This window comes from Alteromonas sp. 4NS20-0143 (genome assembly GCF_057542855.1).
This window is the reverse complement of record NZ_BAAJLR010000003.1, coordinates 533,593-552,727: the sequence shown is the minus strand read 5'-3', so window position 1 is coordinate 552,727 and position 19,135 is coordinate 533,593. Positions and strand designations below refer to the sequence as shown.

Sequence of the window (19,135 nt, the reverse complement as noted above, 5' to 3'; positions counted from 1 at the left end):
ATTTTCACGACTAAATAAGAACAGCATATGAATTTATTAGATTATATTGTAGTGCTTGGTTACCTTGGTATTTTGCTATACATGGGGTTTGCCCTTAGAAAGCAAGAAGACAAAGGTGATTATTTTCTAGGGGGGAGGTCATTGGGCTGGAAGCCTCTCGCTCTATCCGTTATGGCAACCCAGCTCTCTGCAATTAGCTTCATATCTGCACCTGCATTTGTTGGCCTTCGCGACGGCGGGGGAATGATTTGGCTGTCTTATGAACTTGGTATACCTATTGCCATGATCTTGTTGCTCGGCACTATTCTTCCCACTTTGTATAAGTCGGGCGTGGTGAGTATTTATGACTTTTTAGAGCAGCGCTTTGGGCGTTCTACTCGATTGCTGATAAGTGTCGTCTTTCAATTTAGCCGCGCGTTTGCAACCGGTATCATGATTTACGCTGTGTCCATAATACTGCAGGGAACCATGGGTATTGAAGCGTGGCAAGCCGTGGTGCTTACAGGCATCATTACGGTGCTGTATTCACTGCAAGGCGGTATGAAAGCGGTAGTTTATGCAGATGCAATACAGATGATAATTATCATTTTGGGTACCATCGCATGTATAGCTATCGGGCTGAATGCGCTAGGTGGGGTAAGTGAGCTTATTGAGTTAGCACCTAAAGAGCGGCTCACCGCTGTTGATTTTTCATCATTTGGTTTTAGTGGTGATGGGTTTGGCTTTTTACCCATGCTGTTTGGCGGTATTGTGCTTTATGCGTCTTATTATGGGTGCGATCAAACGCAAGCTCAGCGAGCATTATCTGCAAGAAATGAAAACGACCTGCGCAAAATGATTGTCGCTAACGGCATTATTCGATTTCCCATCACGCTGCTCTATTGTTTCTCGGGGTTAATTGTCGGTACCTTAGCCCTTACCAATGCTGACTTTTTCGCTAAAATTCCGGCTGACAATCCAGATTGGCTAATGCCAACTTTTATTCTCAATTACTTACCTCATGGGCTCATCGGTTTATTGATTGTCGCTATTTTGTCAGCTGCTATGTCTTCCTTGAGTTCTGCAATTAACTCTTTGTCTGCGGTTACCATTGAGGATTACTGTAGAGTGACAGACCAGCAATTAGAGCATAAGCAGTATTTACGCGTGGCTAAAATTATTGGGCTTGTTTGGGGCGCGATCACGCTAGTACTTTCTCTTTTCGCGGGTAATATTGCTCCCACTATTATTGAGGCAATAAACAAAGTCGGCTCAGTGTTTTATGGGCCTATCCTCGCTTTATTCTTACTCGCTGTAGCAAGCAAAGCGTTAAGCGGAAAACACGTCAATTTAGGGCTTGTAGCAGGCGTTGGTACTAATATTATCATTTGGTTATTTGTACCCAATATCTTTTGGTTCTGGTGGAATGTTATTGGTTTTGCAGTAACCTGCGGTGTATCCATATTAAGCTGCATTGTTTGGCCTAATGCATCAAATAGCAACACACTCGATAAGTTGACCTTTCATTCCATACTCACATCGAAAGACATCAGTATTTTAGTCGGTTTTTTTATCGTTATGTTAGCAGTGTGTCTGCTACTGCCTTCTCTTTTCTCTTAAAGCCTCTGAATTGGCGAGTTACAACAGGTTGAACTATGAATAAAGCATTTCTTTTATCGTTATATGAAGAGGCAGTAAAGGTAAGTAAGCCAAAACATTGTTTACCTCAGTATTTTTCAACATTTTCTAAAAATGAAAAAGTATGCATATTGGGTGCTGGTAAAGCGGCAGCCGATATGGCGGTAGAAGCTTACAATTATTTTGGCGACAACGCATATGGCATGGTAGTGACGCGATATGGTTATGAAAACACAGAGCCCACTGGCAATATAAAAGTTCGCCTTGCCGCACATCCAGTGCCAGATGCCAACAGTGTTGAAAGTGCCAAAGAACTGCTGTTGTTGGCCTCAGAGGTACCACCTTCTGAAAACGTCATTTTCCTAATATCAGGGGGAGGCTCGTCTCTTGCTTGTGCGCCGCCTGATGGCATTTCACTTGATGAAAAGCTATTACTTCACAAGTTTTTGTTGCGAAGCGGTGCCAGTATTGAAGAGATGAATACGGTTAGAAAGCACGTGTCAGTCATTAAAGGGGGAAGGCTTGCAGCAGCCTCTAAAGGAAAAAATACGAGCTTAGTTATTTCCGATGTTGTTGGTGACGACCCCGCATTTATTGCTTCAGGCATGACGGTACAGGACGACTCTTCGCCCCAAGACGCCGCTGCAATCCTTAATCGCTATGGCTATGTTTCATCACCTGGATTAACTAACTACTTAGAAAATGCGCCCGCTCTACCCAATGTTCAGGGGACTTATAGGCTAGTGGCTAATGCACAACATGCTATTGATGCGGCCGTGGGGATGGCGAAAGCGTTAGGGTATGACACGCAAATCATAAGCTACACCGAGAAAGGAGAGGCGCAAGAAGTAGCAAAGCGCCATGCTGACATTGCGCTTGATTATAAAAGACGAGGTAAACCTGTACTCTTATTCTCCGGTGGCGAGTTGACAGTAACACTGGGTGATTCCCTAGGGGAAGGCGGACCTAATCAAGAGTACCTAATGGCCCTTGCCAACGCATTAGATGGACAAGCTGGCATATGTGCCCTTGCCGCCGACACTGACGGAGTGGATGGAAGTAAGGATGTTGCAGGTGGGTTTATTGATGAATCCACATTAAAAGATGCAGCTAAAAGCGGCCTGGATATAAACAAGTTATTAGCTGAGCATGATAGTTTTCAGTTTTTTGATGAACTCGATAGCCATGTGAAAATAGGGCCTACCCGCACTAACGTGAATGATTTTAGAGTGATAAGTGTCACTTAATGCTGTCAGAAGTTGGGAACGTGGTAACCATAATATGACTTTTCTGAGTATGAACTGCGTTTGACTTACGTATAATAGCTATTCGTTAACTCTTATATTTAACTTAGTTTTACTAAGCGCTAGCTCATACCAAGAGAGTAAAATATATGCTTACATCGGTAAGAAATAACCAGCTTTTACGACAAGCTTTCACCTTGGGTAAAGGCGACAAACTTCTGCAAGACAATCCTAAAGCGATTGTGAAAGAAGTGTTTTGGACTCCAGGTATCACACAAAGAGAGATATCTGCGATTACAAAGATACCGCAACAAAGTGTTTCTCGCTTAGTGAATAGTTTGGTAGATGAGGGAATTATTCAAGGTGTAGAAGAGGCTAGTAAATCATCTTCTGGTTTAGAACCAAACCCTGGCTTTGCTTATTGCTATGGCCTCTCCGTGCTGCTCGACGCTATATCTATTGCCTTGATGAATTTTAAAGGTGAGGTTGTAGACACTAAGTTTATTGCTCTTGATGACATGGGAATTGCTGCGGTGCTCTCAAGGGCGGTTCGCGAAGTAGATGAAATGTCATCTGCCAATAACATCGATAATGCTCGAATTTTAGGTGTTGGAGTTGGTATTTCGGGCTTCTTTAGCTCAACAGACGGTAGAATGAACACGCATCACGCTATTGAAGAATGGGCGGAAATTAATATTGCAGAAACGGTGGCTGAAGCATTTCAATTGCCGACTTGGGTAGTGAATGATGGAACTGGCGCGGCTGCTGGAGAGGGCATTGCAGGTGTCGGAAGAAAGTATAAAAACTTTGTCTACTTTTTTGTGTCCAGCGCGTTTGGCGGCGGTCTTATCAATAACGGCGATATGATACGTGGTACTCATGGAAATGCTGGAGAGCTTGGCGATATGTTACCGGCTAAACTCTATAGCCACCCTAACCTGAAGTTGTTAGAGCGAATACTGCTGAAACATGGGGTAGACATCCCCTCAATTTATCAGCTAAATGATGTATTTGACCCCGATTGGCCTGGTGTAGATGAGTGGGTATACAAGGTACAGGACTCATTTGACTTAGTTGCAACCGCGAGCTCAGCCTTACTGGATAGCCAAGCTATTATAATCGGCGGACATATCCCAACGAAATTAGTTGAAAAAATTATTCCTCGAATTGACGTTTACGCTCAATTTAGAAGAGGGGCGAAAAGGCCAATGCCAGAAATTGTCTGCGCAGAAGTAACAGACTGCCCTGTTGCTGTAGGTGCCGCAACGCTTCCCATGCGAGACTGGCTCCTATAGATTCAATTATTTCGCTATTTTCTGCATAATATCGCTATCGATAATCCGGTCTTTGCCTGAGTTTTTGGCATCATATAACCTCGTATCTGCGAGCTCCAATTGGGCCTCAAGATTATTATGAAATTCTGAACTTACGCCTATACTGCATGTGATATTTAATCTGTGAGGCGTAAAGAGAGTTTGTCTCACTGTATTTATAAAATCGTTGAGCACGATGAAGAACACCTTAGCTGGTTGTGTCGTTACAATTGTAAATTCCTCACCGCCGTAACGTACCACTAAGTCTTTTGAAAAGTGTTCTTTCAATAACGAGGCAAACTCTTGTAGAAAGTCGTCTCCCGTTTTATGTCCGTAGGTATCGTTAACCGCTTTAAAGTTGTCGGCATCTATCATCGACACAATAATGTTTTTGTCATCATGTCTGTTAGCGTATAGCTCATCGGCGTATTTGTGCAAATAGCGTCTGTTGTAGACTTTTGTCAGTGCGTCTAAATTTGCTGAATCGCGGATGGTTTGCAACATATCTAGCGAGTCTAGATTTTGAGTAATACGAGAGAAAAATTCTTCATGATAGAGGGGCTTGGCTAATAGATCATTAGCTCCACTTTTGATAAATTTGGAGGTGAGAACGCTATCTTTAATTGAAGAACAACCAATAAAAATAACGTCTTGCATTCCTCTTTCATGGCGAATTGCTTTTAACAGCTTGTAACCATTCATATCCGGCATTTCATGTGCAGCGACAATAAGCTTTATACCGCTATGACTATCAAGCTGCGAAAGTGCTTCCTTGTTCCCTGAAGCTTCGTAAACCTTAAATTGAAATTTTCTAAGCAATCCACAAATGTGTTCTCGGCTAGACTCTAAATCTTCAACAACTAATACTTCAGTCACTAAGTTCTTTCTAACTCTGTCTAAGAGCGTTGCAACTTGAATATAAGAATAGGGGGATTCTTTTGTTATGTAATCAAGAACGCCTTTGTCTAGTAGTTGATTCCGGGTGTTTTCTTCAAAGTTTCCAGAAAGAACAATAGTGGGAATATTATACGACAGCGCTAAATCCACACTCTCGCCGTTAGGCGCATCAGGTAAATTCAAATCTACAACAGCGGCAAGGTAGCTTTCACCTGACTCGAACACTTTTTTTGCTTGTGCGAGATCTTTACATAACTCGCAATTAAAATACGGGTTATCTTCAATAAGCTTTTTGACGATCATGCGAACCGTCACGCTATCTTCTATAACTAAAATCTTGTGCATCAATAGTACCCGTATCTGCAATCACTTAAATATATGCACAGAACGACAAAAAAGCCCTTTGAAAAAGGGCTTTTTATACACAAGTATGAGGCGGTTAATTAGATATGAGTGCTGGGCACTCTCACATTGCCTTCCATCAGCACCCGAGCACTTCTACTCATAGTTGCTTGCGCAATATGCCAACGATCATTTGAAAACTCAGCTTTTGCGCCGACGCGCAATGTGCCTGATGGATGGCCGAAGACAACGGCATCACGGTCAACACCACCTGCACTCAAATTAACTAGTGTGCCCGGAATTGCTGCGGCAGCTGCTATGGCAACCGCGGCAGTGCCCATCATGGCATGGTGCAGTTTGCCCATGGACATGGCGCGAACCAATACATCGATATCAGAGCCCAAAATATCTTTTCCACTAGACGCTTTATAAGGTGAAGGAGGGGCAACCATAGCAACCTTAGGAGTATGCTGGCGGCTGGCTGCTTCACCAATATCGGTGATCAAGCCCATTTTTACTGCGCCGTGGGCTCTAATTGCTTCAAACTTGGCTAACGCATCAGGGTTGCTATTAATATCGTCTTGAAGCTCGGTACCGGTATAACCAATGTCTTCTGCATTGATAAATATAGTGGGAATGCCAGCGTTGATCATAGTAGCATGCAGCGAACCTACTCCCGGGACTTCAAGGGTATCTACCAGTCTTCCCGAAGGAAAAATAGCGCCCTCGCCATCGGCTGGATCCACAAAAGCGACTTCTACTTCTGCTGCGGGAAACGTTACGCCATCAAGCTCAAAGTCACCGGTTTCCTGTACTTCGCCATTAGTAATAGGAACGTTAGCAATAATCGCTTTATTGATATTTGCTTGCCAAATTTGCACAACAGCAGTGCCATTATCAGGAATTTTACTCTTATCAACGAGACCATTATTAATGGCGAATGCACCTACAGCTGCTGTTAAGTTACCGCAGTTTCCGCTCCAATCTACGAAGGGTTTATCGATGGCAACCTGGCCGAAAAGATAATCAACATCGTAACCTTCTCGTTCACTCTTACTAATTATCACGGTTTTACTGGTGCTTGATGTTGCCCCGCCCATGCCATCGGTGTGTTTACCGTAAGGATCTGGACTTCCGATTACTCTAAGTAGTAGGGCGTCTCGCGCTGCCCCTGGTTTTTGAGCTGCCTCTGGCAAATCCGTTAAATTAAAAAATACACCCTTACTCGTACCGCCGCGCATGTAGGTAGCGGGTACTCGAAGCTGTGGCGCATACTGTGTCATGTTTATTCCTTTTTCTTTTGAGTAAGGGGAAGTTTGATTGCGATTTGAAACACGCGGTGAATACATCCATGTACGCTCCCCAGCCGCATCCATGCGGCTGGAGGGTTTCAAATCGCAATCAAACTCCCTCTAAAATAACTAAACGTCGTTTGAGGCGAGTGGTTATGTCTATACGTCCCGAAGGTCTCACCTGAGCACTCGCTTTTCTTTTCAAATTTCCGTATCTATGTATTTTAGAGGAGGCCAAATCGCGACCACATCCTACGCAGAAACGACAGCCCCTATTAAAGAAGGCTGGTGAGTTAGGTTCAGGGCCCTCAATTCGCATGGATGCGAATTGGGAGCCTACATGGACGTATTTACGGCGTGCCCTGCACCTAACTCACTTACCTTCCTATTGCGAGGGCTGATTTGTCTCAATCCACATGGATGCGAATTGGGTGCCTGCAGGGACGTATTTACGGCGTGCCCTGCACCTAACTCACTTACCTTTCTACTGCGATGGCTGATTTGTCTCAATCCATATAGATGCGAATTGGGAGCCTACAGGGACGTATTTTCGGCGAGCCCCGTACCCATCTCACTTACCTTCTTATTGCGAGGGCTGATTTGTCTCAATCCACATGGATGCGAATTGGGTGCCTGCAGGGACGTATTTACGGCGTGCCCTGCACCTAACTCACTTACCTTTCTACTGCGATGGCTGATTTGTCTCAATCCATATAGATGCGAATTGGGAGCCTACAGGGACGTATTTTCGGCGAGCCCCGTACCCATCTCACTTACCTTCTTATTGCTCAAAATAAGACTCATTTTATTTGTACAACATTAGCGGAAATGAGAAAGCACTAAGTTGGGTATGGGACCCTCAATTCGCATGGATGCGAATTGGGAGCCTACATGGATGTATTTACGGCGTGTCCCAAACCCGGCTTAGTACTCGCTCGCCAATCAGAGCAAATTAGCCAACCTCGGCTTCTAAGAAGTCTTTTGCAAAGCGTTGTAATACGCCGCCAGCGCTGTAAATAGAGACTTCTTCCATAGTGTCTAATCGACACGTCACTGGAACATCTAATTTTTCGCCATTAGTGCGGTTTATCACAAGAGTAAGCGTTGCACCTGGTGACGGCTCGCCCTTAACATCGTAGGTTTCAGTACCATCTAGCTCGAGTGTTTTACGGGTGGTACCCGGTTTAAACTCCAGCGGTAGCACGCCCATTCCGATTAAGTTAGTGCGGTGAATACGCTCAAAACCTTCCGCGGCAATCACTTCAACACCTGCTAAACGCACGCCTTTTGCTGCCCAGTCTCGTGACGAGCCTTGGCCGTAATCTGCGCCAGCAACAATGATCAAGGGCTGCCTGCGGGTCATGTAGGTTTCAATAGCTTCCCACATGCGTACAACTTTGCCTTCGGGTTCAACGCGAGCAAGAGAGCCTTGCTTGGCTTCGCCATTTTCCTGCACCATTTCGTTATACACTTTTGGGTTAGCAAGCGTGGCACGCTGAGCAGTTAAATGGTCCCCTCGGTGGGTTGCATAAGAGTTAAAGTCTTCTTCAGGTAATCCCATTTTCGTCAAATACTCGCCTGCCGCGCTGTCTGCCATAATGGCATTAGAGGGAGATAAATGATCGGTAGTAATGTTATCGCCTAATATGGCAAGAGGACGCATACCCGTCATGGTGCGTTCTGCATCCATAGCGCCTTCCCAATAGGGCGGGCGTCGTATGTAAGTGCTTTGTTCGCGCCATTCATAGAGCGGGTCAATATGACTGCCATAATCTACGCTTAAGTCGAACATTGGCTCGTACACTTTTCTGAAGTGTTCAGGCTTAACACTTTTGGCAACAATGGCATCAATTTCTTCGTCACTTGGCCAAATGTCTTTTAACGTTACTGGGTTGCCGTCGTTATCAATACCCAATACATCTTTTTCGATATCAAAACGAACGGTACCGGCAATCGCGTAAGCAACAACCAGAGGTGGCGATGCTAAGAACGCTTGTTTGGCATAGGGATGAATACGACCATCAAAATTTCGGTTGCCCGATAATACTGCTGTGGCGTACAGGTCGCGGTCGATGATTTCCTGTTGAATTTTAGGGTCTAGTGCACCACTCATGCCGTTACAGGTAGTGCAAGCAAAAGCCACTACGCCAAAGCCAAGGGCTTCAAGTTCGCTCATCAGGTTAGCTTCTTCAAGGTAAAGCTTAACTGCTTTCGACCCAGGCGCTAACGAGCTTTTTACCCACGGTTTGCGGGTGAGGCCGCGTTCGTTTGCGTTTCGAGCAATAAGACCAGCAGCAATCACATTGCGGGGGTTAGACGTATTGGTACAGCTTGTAATGGCAGCGATGATAACCGCGCCGTCAGGCATTTTATCGTCTTCTTGTTCCCACTTTGCCGCAATGCCACGACTAGCAAGGTCGCTTGTTGCCAAACGTGCATGGGGATTAGATGGCCCCGCCATGTTACGACCTACTGACGATAAATCGAAAGTGAGTACGCGCTCGTATTCAGCGGTTTTTAAATCATCAGCCCATAAGCCCGTGTGCTTCGCGTAGTTTTCTACCAAGGCTATTTGGTCTTCTTCACGGCCCGTAAGGCGCAAATAATCGATGGTTTGCTGGTCGATATAGAACATAGCGGCAGTGGCGCCGTACTCTGGCGTCATATTCGAAATAGTTGCACGATCGCCAAGGGTAAGGTGTGAAGCGCCTTCGCCATAAAACTCTAAGAAGGCAGAAACTACTCGCTGCTTACGCAAGAATTCAGTAAGTGCTAATACGATATCAGTTGCAGTAATACCTGGCTGTGGCTTACCGGTTAACTCGACACCCACAATGTCAGGTAGACGCATGTAAGACGCACGACCAAGCATGACGCTTTCAGCTTCAAGTCCACCCACACCAATAGCAATAACACCTAGCGCGTCTACATGAGGAGTATGGCTGTCTGTTCCTACTAAGGTGTCGGGAAACGCCACGCCATCGCGAGATTCAATAACAGGCGACATACGCTCCAAATTGATTTGGTGCATGATGCCGTTACCTGGAGGAATAACATCTACATTTTTAAACGCTGTTTTCGTCCAGTTGATAAAGTGAAAACGGTCGTCGTTACGTCTGTCTTCAATGGCGCGGTTTTTCTCAAAAGCGTCTTCTTCAAAACCTGCGTGTTCAACAGCCAATGAATGGTCGACAATTAGCTGGGTAGGAACCACTGGGTTCACCTTGGCCGGATCGCCCCCTTTCGCTGCAATGGCGTCTCGTAAACCCGCCAAGTCAACCAGTGCGGTTTGGCCGAGAATATCATGGCATACCACACGAGCTGGAAACCAAGGAAAGTCTAGGTCGCGTTTGCGATAGATTAACTGCTCTAGCGCTTTATTAAGTTGCTCGGGTGCACAGCGGCGCACCAAGTTTTCAGCAAATACCCGAGAAGAGTAGGGCAGCTTTTCATAAGCCCCTGGCTCTATCGTATTTACCGCCTCGCGAGTATCGAAATAATCGATACTCGCGTTTGGCAATGGTTTACGGTAATCAATATTCATAAATGCTTACCCTATGCGCGGTCAGAGATAGCTGGCACTGGACGAAGCTCTTCACCAGTATAGTCGGCTGATGGACGAATAATGCGATTGTCAGAACGTTGTTCCATTACGTGAGCTGCCCACCCTGTTAAACGAGACATGACAAAAATTGGCGTAAATAGTTTTGTAGGAATACCCATAAAATTATAGGCTGAGGCATGGAAGAAGTCTGCGTTGCAGAACAGTTTCTTTTCACGCCACATGACTTCTTCGCAGCGCACTGAAACAGGGTAAAGTACTGTATCACCCACATCAGCAGATAGCTTTTCAGACCACTCTTTAATAATGCCGTTACGAGGGTCTGAGTCAGCATACACCGCATGACCAAAGCCCATGATTTTTTCTTTGCGTTCTAACATGCCCATCATCTTTTCTTCGGCATCGTCGGCAGAGGTAAAGCCTTCAATCATTTCCATGGCCGCTTCGTTTGCGCCACCGTGAAGTGGACCGCGAAGTGAACCTATGGCACCTGTCACGCACGAGTGCATATCAGATAGGGTTGATGCGCATACACGGGCTGTAAAGGTTGATGCGTTAAATTCATGCTCTGCATAAAGAATGAGTGATACATGCATTACTTGTTCGTGAAGTTCGCGAGGCTTTTCGCCGTGAAGCATATGCAGGAAGTGGCCGCCAATGGAGTCGTCATCGGTTTCAACTTCAACGCGAACGCCGTCGTGTGAGAAGCGATACCAGTAGCAAATAATGCTAGGGAAGCACGCCAACATACGATCAGTGGCTTCTTGCTGCTCGTCAAAGCTCTTTTCCATCTCAAGGTTACCCAGCATAGAGCAACCAGTGCGAAGTACGTCCATTGGGTGAGCATCTTTTGGAATGCGCTCAAGCACTTCTTTAAGTGCGTCAGGCAAACCGCGCTTGCCACGAAGCTTTTCTTTATAGCTGTCTAGCTCTGCTTGAGCAGGCAATTTGCCCTTTAAGATAAGATAAGCGACTTCTTCGAACTGACATTGGTTGGCAAGATCTTTTACGTCATAGCCGCGATACGTTAAACCCGAGCCTGATTTGCCTACGGTTGATAATGCTGTTTTACCTGCAACTTGGCCGCGTAATCCCGCGCCACTTAATTGTTTAGCCATCTTGTAATCTCCGGTCTTTTAAATTTGTAAGGTACTTTTTTAATATTCAGGTTAAATATTCTAGTTAAAAATTCTAGTTGATGTTTTGGCGCTTGAAGTTGGCAAGCACATTGGCTGCCGGAGTAAAGCACAGTCCCCAGCCACGCCGTGAACCCATCCATGGGGGCTCCGACTCGGCATCCATGCCTCGTAGGGGCTGGGAACTGTACTTCCCTCCTACATCTTCGTGCTTGGCAACTTCAAGCTATAGTCATATTTCTTAGTTTTTACCCTTTGCGAAGAGCTCATCTAGTTTTTGCTCGTAATCGTGGTAACCAAGGTAATCATAGAGTTCCATGCGGGTTTGCATGCTGTCGACAACGGCTTTCTGATCGCCATTTTCAAGTATAGATGTGTACACCATTTCAGCAGCTTTGTTCATAGCTCTAAATGCGCTTAACGGGTAAAGCACCATACTGGCTCCCCATTCGCCAAGCTGTTCTTTATTCCATAATTCGGTTTGGCCGAATTCGGTAATATTGGCAAGAATAGGCACGTCTAATGCGTCGGCGAAGGCACGATAGTGTTCTTCGGTTTTTACCGCTTCAGCGAAAATGCCGTCTGCACCCGCTGCCACATATGCTTTTGCCCGTTCGATAGCACTTTCTAGGCCTTCCTGAGCAAAAGAGTCGGTGCGAGCCATGATGAAAAAGTCAGGGTCTGTGCGGGCATCTACCGCCGCTTTAATGCGATCAACCATTTCTTCAGTGCTGACAATTTCTTTGTTTGGACGGTGACCACAGCGCTTTTGCGCAACTTGATCTTCCATATGTACTGCGGCTGCGCCCGCTTTTTCCATATCGCGAACGGTTTTAGCGATGTTAAAAGCTCCACCCCATCCAGTGTCTATGTCAACTAATAAAGGAAGATCGCATGCTGAGGTAATACGTTGCACATCCACAATAACGTCGTTAAGCGACGTCATGCCTAAATCTGGAAGACCGTAAGATGCGTTTGCTACGCCACCGCCAGAAAGATAGATAGCTTGATGACCAATGGATTTTGCCATCATTGCTGAATAGGCATTAATAGTGCCTACAATTTGTAGTGGCTTGTTCTTAGAAAGGGCGTCTCTAAATTTTTTTCCTGCACTCATTATAGTTACTCGCTTAATTAGAAGTAGGGTAGAGGTGAATGAAAAGTACCGAAGCATCGCTGCATTTATGCATGATTGAGCTTCTTTTCTATATTGTTTTTTGAATAAAGAATGTGTCTGCGCATGAGAATTTCTGCTAACTCTTCATCTCGGTTAGCGATGGCGTTTACTATGTGTCTGTGTTCATCAAATGCCGTTGTTACCCGCGGTCCTGCCATGCCAAGCTGAACGCGATACATCCGCACCAAGTGATACAAGCCATCTATTAATACGCTGATTAAGTGGCTGTTTTTGCTACCAGTGACAATACGATAGTGAAAATCCACGTCACCGGCCTCTTGATAGTAGCTTTCGCCGCCTTTCACTTTGTTGAAGTGACTGTCTAGTAAACCTTGCATCGCGGCTATTTCATCATCGCTCATATAGCGTGCCGCGAGCCTAGCTGCCATTCCTTCTAGGGCTTCTCTTACTTGATAAAGCTGCACTAAGCCTTCTGGAGATAGTGCAACAACGCGAGCGCCCACGTTGGCCTTGCGTTCAACAAGATGGCAGGTTGCAAGACGATTAATTGCTTCGCGCACTACGGCGCGAGACACTTCATATTTTGTCGACAATTCAGTTTCGCTTAACTTAGAGCCGGACGGGATAATGCCTTCGACAATATCGTTCCGAAGCTGATAAAACGTTTTGTCTGCGCTAGTAATAGCTTGCTCGTTATTTAGCGTCACAATAAGCTGCTTGTTGTCTCATAATGTCGACAATATAGGCGCTTTTAAACTCAATATCAAATTTAAAGCCCCTTATTGTCGACAAATTAATATTATTGTCATATTGAGATGGTCGGTAGTACATGTATTGAAATGCATTTCAGTGGGGTATTGCAAAGCGCTTGGCTTAAGCTTCCAATCTAAGCTCGTAACCTGAGTTCGTGATTTGAGCTCATTGTCCAAGCTCAAGGTATTGACAGATTTCAAAAAGATTGGCATTTCAAAAATATTGGCAGTTTAAAAAGCGGGTGCTGATGTTTTTTGTGATGAAGCTGGTTTAATGGGGTCTTAAAATAGGGGCTTAAAAGAACTCCTGTTTAAAGTGCATTTGATTTTTAGTCTTAATTATTACGACTAAAGGCTAAGGACCAAAGGTTATTAAGGATCAGGTAAGCTGATAATGGCAGCGAGCAGAGTTGTCTATACGGTCAGTTCGATGTGTCGACTTTACAATTAAAAAGACTTATTTAGTGCGTGTTTAAAATATTGAATTATAAAGCTATTACACGATTTATTTTTGTTCTTAAAAGGTCGTACCAGCTAACCAATTAGTCTGTTTTTGGTTTTTTAGTTTGGTGAAAAAATGATAATTAACTTTCCAAGTAAGCAAACTGTCGGTATCATATCGATCCAGTTTTCGAGCCTAAGTTAGACACTCAAACGGCGAAGACTGGTGCACGCATTCATGCATGCTGTCAGTAAAATACATTTCAACATGTACTTCTTTGCCTTCAAGATCCTTAGGTTGTAAGAGTTCCGCAGAAGAACTTGAAACACAGACTATAAGCCGTAAATACCAAACACTCACGCAAAGGGGTTCCACCAAATGACCACTCACACTGACGTGTCTAAGACACTAGCCAGTAAGCTTTCGCCTGTCGCTTTAGCAGTAGCGATGACTGTTCCAGCACTTACCAATGTGGCTGTTGCACAAGAAGCAGAAGCAACAGAAGAGCAACAATTCGAAGCAATAACCGTTACCGCGACCAAGCGTCCGCAGGTTATTTACGAAGTGCCAATTGCACTCAGTGCTTTTGACGGAGACAAGCTCGCTGCACAGGGTATTACTGACCTAACTGACGTGGGTAAATTTGTACCAAACCTAAACGTTACGGGTTTTTCAGCAGGCCATACTTCATCAGTTAACCCGTTTATTCGCGGCATTGGTTTACAAGATCACTTGATTACAACCGATCCAGGCGTAAGCGTATACGTTGACGGTGTTTATTTAGGTCGTCAGGTTGGTCAAAACTGGAGCTTAAACAACATCCAGCGTATTGAAGTACTGCGTGGTCCACAGGGTACGCTGTACGGTCGTAACTCAATTGGTGGTGCAATTAACATCATTACCAAAGAGCCAGACCAAGGCGATGTAACCAAAATCAACACAGAATTTGGTACACGCGGTCGTGTAAAGGCAGATTTATTCCTTAACCATGCGCTTTCTGACACAGTAGCATTCAATGCAAACTTATCGTTTAACAAGCGTGATGGCTTAGGTGAGTTTATCAATGTTCCAAATGCAGAATACGACGTGGGTGAAACCGAAGACGTATCTGGGCGTGTATCAGTTAAGTGGGAACCATCAAACGATTTTCGTATGGTGCTAACGGCTGACGCGAACAACGGCGACGGTGGCCTTCGTCCATATACTGTACTTATCGATGAAGTTGGCTCTGCGCGTTATTTTGGTGGTGGAAACGGCCTAGGTGTTGAACTACGTAATACCGATGTTACCCCAGCGGGTGCGGATCGCTACGACAACGCTACTGGCACTGAAGCGGTAACCGGCGTATCTAACGAAGCTCGCGGTATTGCACTTACTACCGAATGGGATATTAACGAAGACTACACTGCTAAAGTAGTGGCGAGTCAGCGTACTTCAAAGTATAAAGCGGGCCTAGATGATGACGGCACTGTTTTCTCACTAGACCAATTCCCTGAGCGCGGCGAAGCTGATCAAACCTCCGTTGAACTTCAGTTAAATGGTTACATTAACGAGTATACTGACTTTGTTGCTGGCCTTTACTACTTCAACGAAGATGGTAGTAACCGCCAAGGCGAAGAATCTAGTTTCGACGGTGGAGCAAACTTATTAGAGCTTGATCAAGAAACTACGTCGAAAGCAGCTTACATCAACCTTCGTCACGATATTAACGATGAGCTTACTGTCTCAGGTGGTTTGCGTTACACGAAAGACGAAAAGGACGCCTCTGCCAACGTATTCTCTGCACTAGGTACTATTTTTGATTCGAACGACTGGAACGAGTTGACATGGGAACTAGCTACTAACTATACGTTTGACAACGGTATGACGGGTTACGCTACCATTCAATCTGGCTATCAGTCGGGCCAATATCCAGCGCGCCCATTTTGTTTAATCGGCCAATTCTTTGGTGCCGGTGGTTTTGACGACATTGACGGCGCACAAGCCGCAGTTCGCGCCAACAACTGTTTCACAGCGTCAGAAAATATCACTGCGACAAACTACGAAGTGGGTATTAAAGGTCGTATTAACGAATATGTTGATATGAGTGTTGCTGTATTTAACACTGAATTCGATGACCTACCTTACCAAGTAAGTCGTGTAAGTGAAGGTGGTTTCGACACTGCTAACTTAGTGGTTGAACAGACTTCTCGCGGCATCGAACTAGATACAACGCTTAATTACGGTAACTTCAGCATGATGACCAGCATTGGTTACATGGATGTTGATGTAGAAGAGCAGGCAGGATTTAGTCCAGTGGCTCCACTTACACCTGATTTAACCCTTGCGATTGGTCCACAGTATACCTTTGAACTTGATGGCGGTGATTCAATTCGCGTACGTGCCGATTATTCATATCGTTCAGAGATGTATGGCGAGCCAACATCTGCACCAGAGCGTATGACAGAGCTTGATAGTCGTGAGCTTGTAAACTTTGATATTGCTTACACGCCAGCAGACGAAGCGTACACAGTGGCATTATACGGTCGTAACATTTTTGATGAGCGTTATGACAATGCTCGCTTAAATACTGGCGACTATATTCTGCAAATACTCAGCAACGATGCGAGTGAGTTTGGTGTGAGATTCTCAACCGAGTTCTAAAAAGCGCGCTTAAATAAGCATGCGATAGCGCACAAACATAAAAGCCGGTCCTTTGTAATGAAGCGACCGGCTTTTTTATACCTATAAGCTTGAGAGAGACTGCAAAAAGTAGCTGTAACTCAGTTTGTATACGTAATATGTAACTAAATACATCGGTAATCTTGTTTTAATGACGATATTAGAATAGTTTTATTACATGACCTTGTGTGACTAACTCTACATTAATAAACATCGGTTAGTGACAATCAAATGGACAAGAGGATTAGCAGGGGTGGGGATACTATCTAAGTTACAACGTTCTTGGATTGAACGAAAATTCAAAAAGCATGATTGGCGTATCATTCAGCAGATCCCCTTTGACGCCTTTGAACAGCTTATCGTTTCACATGTTGATGACGGTTGGGAAATTGAAGAAGATTACCTTCCGCTTAAAGAATCCACCAAAAAGTGGGAGTGTGAGCTAAAAAAAGGCACCAGCATTTTGGTGTGTACATGGTCTAGCGACAAGCTAGGGCAGGTAGTAGGGCCAGAGAGAGTGGTGACTGGACTTGCCTCAACATTGAATTTGCCGGCGCACACGTCTCCCCAATATTAACTAAAACCAACGGAAATACGGTGTAGTTTAAAGCCATCCTTTTTGCTGCGCTATTCGAGCAGCATCAATGCGGTTGGTTGCGTTTAGCTTTGAGATAGCCTCTGAGAGATAATTTCTTACCGTACCTTCAGATAAAAACAACGCGCTAGCAATATCGTGGGTTTTCATCCCCTCTGATGCGAGCTTAAGCGCTGACATTTCCTTTTCAGACAGTGGGTTATTATCGTCTAACGCCATTAGCGCAAGTTCAGTAGATATAACGACTTTCCCAGCGATTACGTCCTTAATAGATGCAATTAAGTAATCGCTATCGGCTTCTTTTAAGACAAAACCTTTTACGCCAACACTCATGGCTCGCTTTATATAACCAGGCTTGGCAAAGGTCGTCATTAACACCACGTGACTAGCAATATGATGACATGCTACATGCACTGCTAAATCTAGCCCACTCATCTGAGGCATTTCAATGTCGCTTAAAATGATATCTGGCGCGGGATTATTTTCTAAAAAGTGAATAGCCTCTTGTCCATGGCTGCATTTTCCTACCACCTCGAGTTCTTCTTCTAGAGACAACAGCATAGCAATAGCGTCGCGCACGAGTGATTGATCTTCAACAACGAGAATGGTGGTCATCTGCTTCCTTTATAAATGAGTACGCTTAGGCGTGTTAGATGTAAGCGTAAATGTAAAACCAGGGTGAGAGGAAAATGTCATCGTGGCTTGGGCGCTTATTGACGCGGCCCTCTCTCTCATTCCTTTTAAGCCATTGCCTTCTTTTATTTGATTGACGTTATCTAGACGACCAAAGTCGTGATATTCCAGTGTATATGAAGGGTCGGGCGTATTAATCTGAGATAGCTTTAAACTCAAGGTGACGTGGGTAGCATTTGAGTAGCGAAGTGTATTGGTAAAGAGTTCTTTAACAATAAGTGCCAGCTGGGTTTCTTCCATCGCGCTAATATGTTGATTGATATCACCATCAACATCCAAGTTAACATTGACGTCGTTCTCCATGAGTAAGGCTTTGTTTTTGGTAATTTCATCATTTAGTGAAAGTTGTTTTATGTCGGATACTGCATGGCGTATTTCACTTAGGAGTGACTGCGATAACTCTGCTAGCGCCCTAACTTCTTGCTGTGCTAATTCAACGTTATTTTTGCTCAACAGCTTATCGGCAAGTTGTGCTTTTAAAGAAATAGAGCTTAGCGCGTGGCCCGCAACGTCGTGTAAATCTCGGCCAATGCGTTCACGTTCTGCAATGGCTGACAGTGTGCGTAATGACGCGGCGTGCTGGGACTCTTTTAATTGATGAAGGGTTTCTTTGCGCTCCATAATGCCAAAGCCAAGAAGTACGACACTGTTTATCGCAGCCGCAAGCAAAAAGTAATCGTTTGTTTTGATGAAATAAAATTGAAGTGCTGCAAGTGAGATAAGCACCAATGACATGATGAGCAATGACCGTTTCAGCGCATAATAGTAACCGCAAATAAAAGCGACAAAGCCAAAAAATACGGCACCACCCGGATTGCTGTAGGTGGTGACATACCCGAGTGCCAATATAAAGGCTATGTAAAACGGAAGCTGGTGCTGTGGTTTATTAATCGCGACAAGGTAAGTCATTACAAATAGCGTGTAGGCTAAAACGTTAAACGATAGTACAGCGCTGCTCAGCGGCAGTGAAAGTAGGAGTGGCACAAAAAAGAACAAGGAAAAAAATAGGCTGCTATACGACCATCGCTTCTTGCGCCCACTAGCAAGTAGCGGCATGGTGGGCGATTGTTCTAACTGGGTATCAGTATTGTGTTTAAGCACAAGTACTTCTTCCTTATTGAAATACGACGGCAGACTTACTCGTAATAAGCACTGTACCAGACACAATCAGTATAATACCTATCACGGCAAACATGTCGAAGGTTTGTTTATAGAAAACGACTGATGCCGCTGTAATCAGTGCTATACCCAAACCAGACCAAATGGCATAAGCAACCCCAATACCCATGTGCTTTAATACAACCGCAAACAAACCTCCAGAGATAGCATAAAATGCAATAGCGGCGTAGCCAAATGCCCATTTCTCCCATCCATCAGACGCTTTAAGAAGTAAGGTTGCAGTAACTTCGGTAACAATGGCGAGGGCTAATAATAAATAAATCATAAATAAC

At 44.7% G+C, this 19,135-nt stretch carries 14 protein-coding genes; 5 read left to right on the top strand and 9 right to left on the bottom strand.

Annotated features, from left to right (window positions below):
• The first annotated feature begins 27 nt into the window (after positions 1 to 27).
• From AC27HD_RS09620 to AC27HD_RS09610, 3 genes are all read left to right on the top strand, one after another.
• Entirely contained in the window at positions 28 to 1,599 is a 1,572-nt protein-coding gene (locus tag AC27HD_RS09620) for a sodium:solute symporter family transporter (RefSeq protein WP_487105344.1), read from the top strand.
• A 35-nt stretch (positions 1,600 to 1,634) separates the two neighbouring features.
• Positions 1,635 to 2,864 (top strand): glycerate kinase type-2 family protein, encoded by a 1,230-nt coding sequence (locus tag AC27HD_RS09615; protein WP_487105342.1) that lies wholly within the window; start codon positions 1,635 to 1,637, stop codon positions 2,862 to 2,864.
• 146 nt (positions 2,865 to 3,010) lie between these two features.
• Positions 3,011 to 4,156: an ROK family transcriptional regulator gene (locus AC27HD_RS09610; protein ID WP_487105340.1), complete on the top strand. Its 1,146-nt coding sequence runs from the start codon at positions 3,011 to 3,013 to the stop codon at positions 4,154 to 4,156.
• Between the two features lie 6 nt (positions 4,157 to 4,162).
• Here the strand turns inward: AC27HD_RS09610 and AC27HD_RS09605 are convergent, their stop codons facing one another.
• From AC27HD_RS09605 to AC27HD_RS09580, 6 genes are all read right to left on the bottom strand, one after another.
• Positions 4,163 to 5,416, bottom strand: coding sequence for a diguanylate cyclase (locus tag AC27HD_RS09605; protein ID WP_487105338.1), 1,254 nt, complete (start codon positions 5,414 to 5,416; stop codon positions 4,163 to 4,165).
• 98 nt (positions 5,417 to 5,514) lie between these two features.
• Positions 5,515 to 6,696: a 2-methylaconitate cis-trans isomerase PrpF gene (gene prpF / locus AC27HD_RS09600; RefSeq protein WP_487105336.1), complete on the bottom strand. Its 1,182-nt coding sequence runs from the start codon at positions 6,694 to 6,696 to the stop codon at positions 5,515 to 5,517.
• A 961-nt stretch (positions 6,697 to 7,657) separates the two neighbouring features.
• Complete coding sequence (acnD, locus tag AC27HD_RS09595; protein ID WP_032097380.1) at positions 7,658 to 10,249, bottom strand: Fe/S-dependent 2-methylisocitrate dehydratase AcnD; 2,592 nt, start codon at positions 10,247 to 10,249, stop codon at positions 7,658 to 7,660.
• 11 nt (positions 10,250 to 10,260) lie between these two features.
• Positions 10,261 to 11,385 carry a bifunctional 2-methylcitrate synthase/citrate synthase gene (gene prpC, locus AC27HD_RS09590; protein WP_487105334.1) on the bottom strand — a complete coding sequence of 375 codons (1,125 nt, stop codon included), beginning with the start codon at positions 11,383 to 11,385 and terminating at the stop codon, positions 10,261 to 10,263.
• Between the two features lie 259 nt (positions 11,386 to 11,644).
• Positions 11,645 to 12,520, bottom strand: a complete 876-nt coding sequence (gene prpB / locus AC27HD_RS09585; RefSeq protein WP_487105332.1) for a methylisocitrate lyase — start codon at positions 12,518 to 12,520, stop codon at positions 11,645 to 11,647.
• 65 nt (positions 12,521 to 12,585) lie between these two features.
• Positions 12,586 to 13,248 carry a GntR family transcriptional regulator gene (locus tag AC27HD_RS09580; protein ID WP_032097383.1) on the bottom strand — a complete coding sequence of 221 codons (663 nt, stop codon included), beginning with the start codon at positions 13,246 to 13,248 and terminating at the stop codon, positions 12,586 to 12,588.
• 865 nt (positions 13,249 to 14,113) lie between these two features.
• Between AC27HD_RS09580 and AC27HD_RS09575 the strand changes: the two genes are divergently transcribed.
• Together AC27HD_RS09575 and AC27HD_RS09570 are read left to right on the top strand one after the other, a co-directional pair.
• Positions 14,114 to 16,378: a TonB-dependent receptor gene (locus AC27HD_RS09575; RefSeq protein WP_487105330.1), complete on the top strand. Its 2,265-nt coding sequence runs from the start codon at positions 14,114 to 14,116 to the stop codon at positions 16,376 to 16,378.
• 271 nt (positions 16,379 to 16,649) lie between these two features.
• Positions 16,650 to 16,973: a hypothetical protein gene (locus AC27HD_RS09570; protein WP_032097385.1), complete on the top strand. Its 324-nt coding sequence runs from the start codon at positions 16,650 to 16,652 to the stop codon at positions 16,971 to 16,973.
• Between the two features lie 27 nt (positions 16,974 to 17,000).
• On the opposite strand, the gene AC27HD_RS09565 is transcribed toward AC27HD_RS09570, so the two are convergent.
• The 3 genes from AC27HD_RS09565 to AC27HD_RS09555 are packed head-to-tail and all read right to left on the bottom strand — an operon-like array spanning position 17,001 to position 19,128.
• Positions 17,001 to 17,606, bottom strand: coding sequence for a response regulator transcription factor (locus AC27HD_RS09565; protein ID WP_032097386.1), 606 nt, complete (start codon positions 17,604 to 17,606; stop codon positions 17,001 to 17,003).
• 9 nt (positions 17,607 to 17,615) lie between these two features.
• Positions 17,616 to 18,785 carry a sensor histidine kinase gene (locus AC27HD_RS09560; protein WP_052010333.1) on the bottom strand — a complete coding sequence of 390 codons (1,170 nt, stop codon included), beginning with the start codon at positions 18,783 to 18,785 and terminating at the stop codon, positions 17,616 to 17,618.
• Positions 18,786 to 18,798: 13 nt separating this feature from the next.
• Positions 18,799 to 19,128, bottom strand: coding sequence for a DMT family transporter (locus tag AC27HD_RS09555; protein WP_032097387.1), 330 nt, complete (start codon positions 19,126 to 19,128; stop codon positions 18,799 to 18,801).
• Positions 19,129 to 19,135 lie beyond the last annotated feature (7 nt).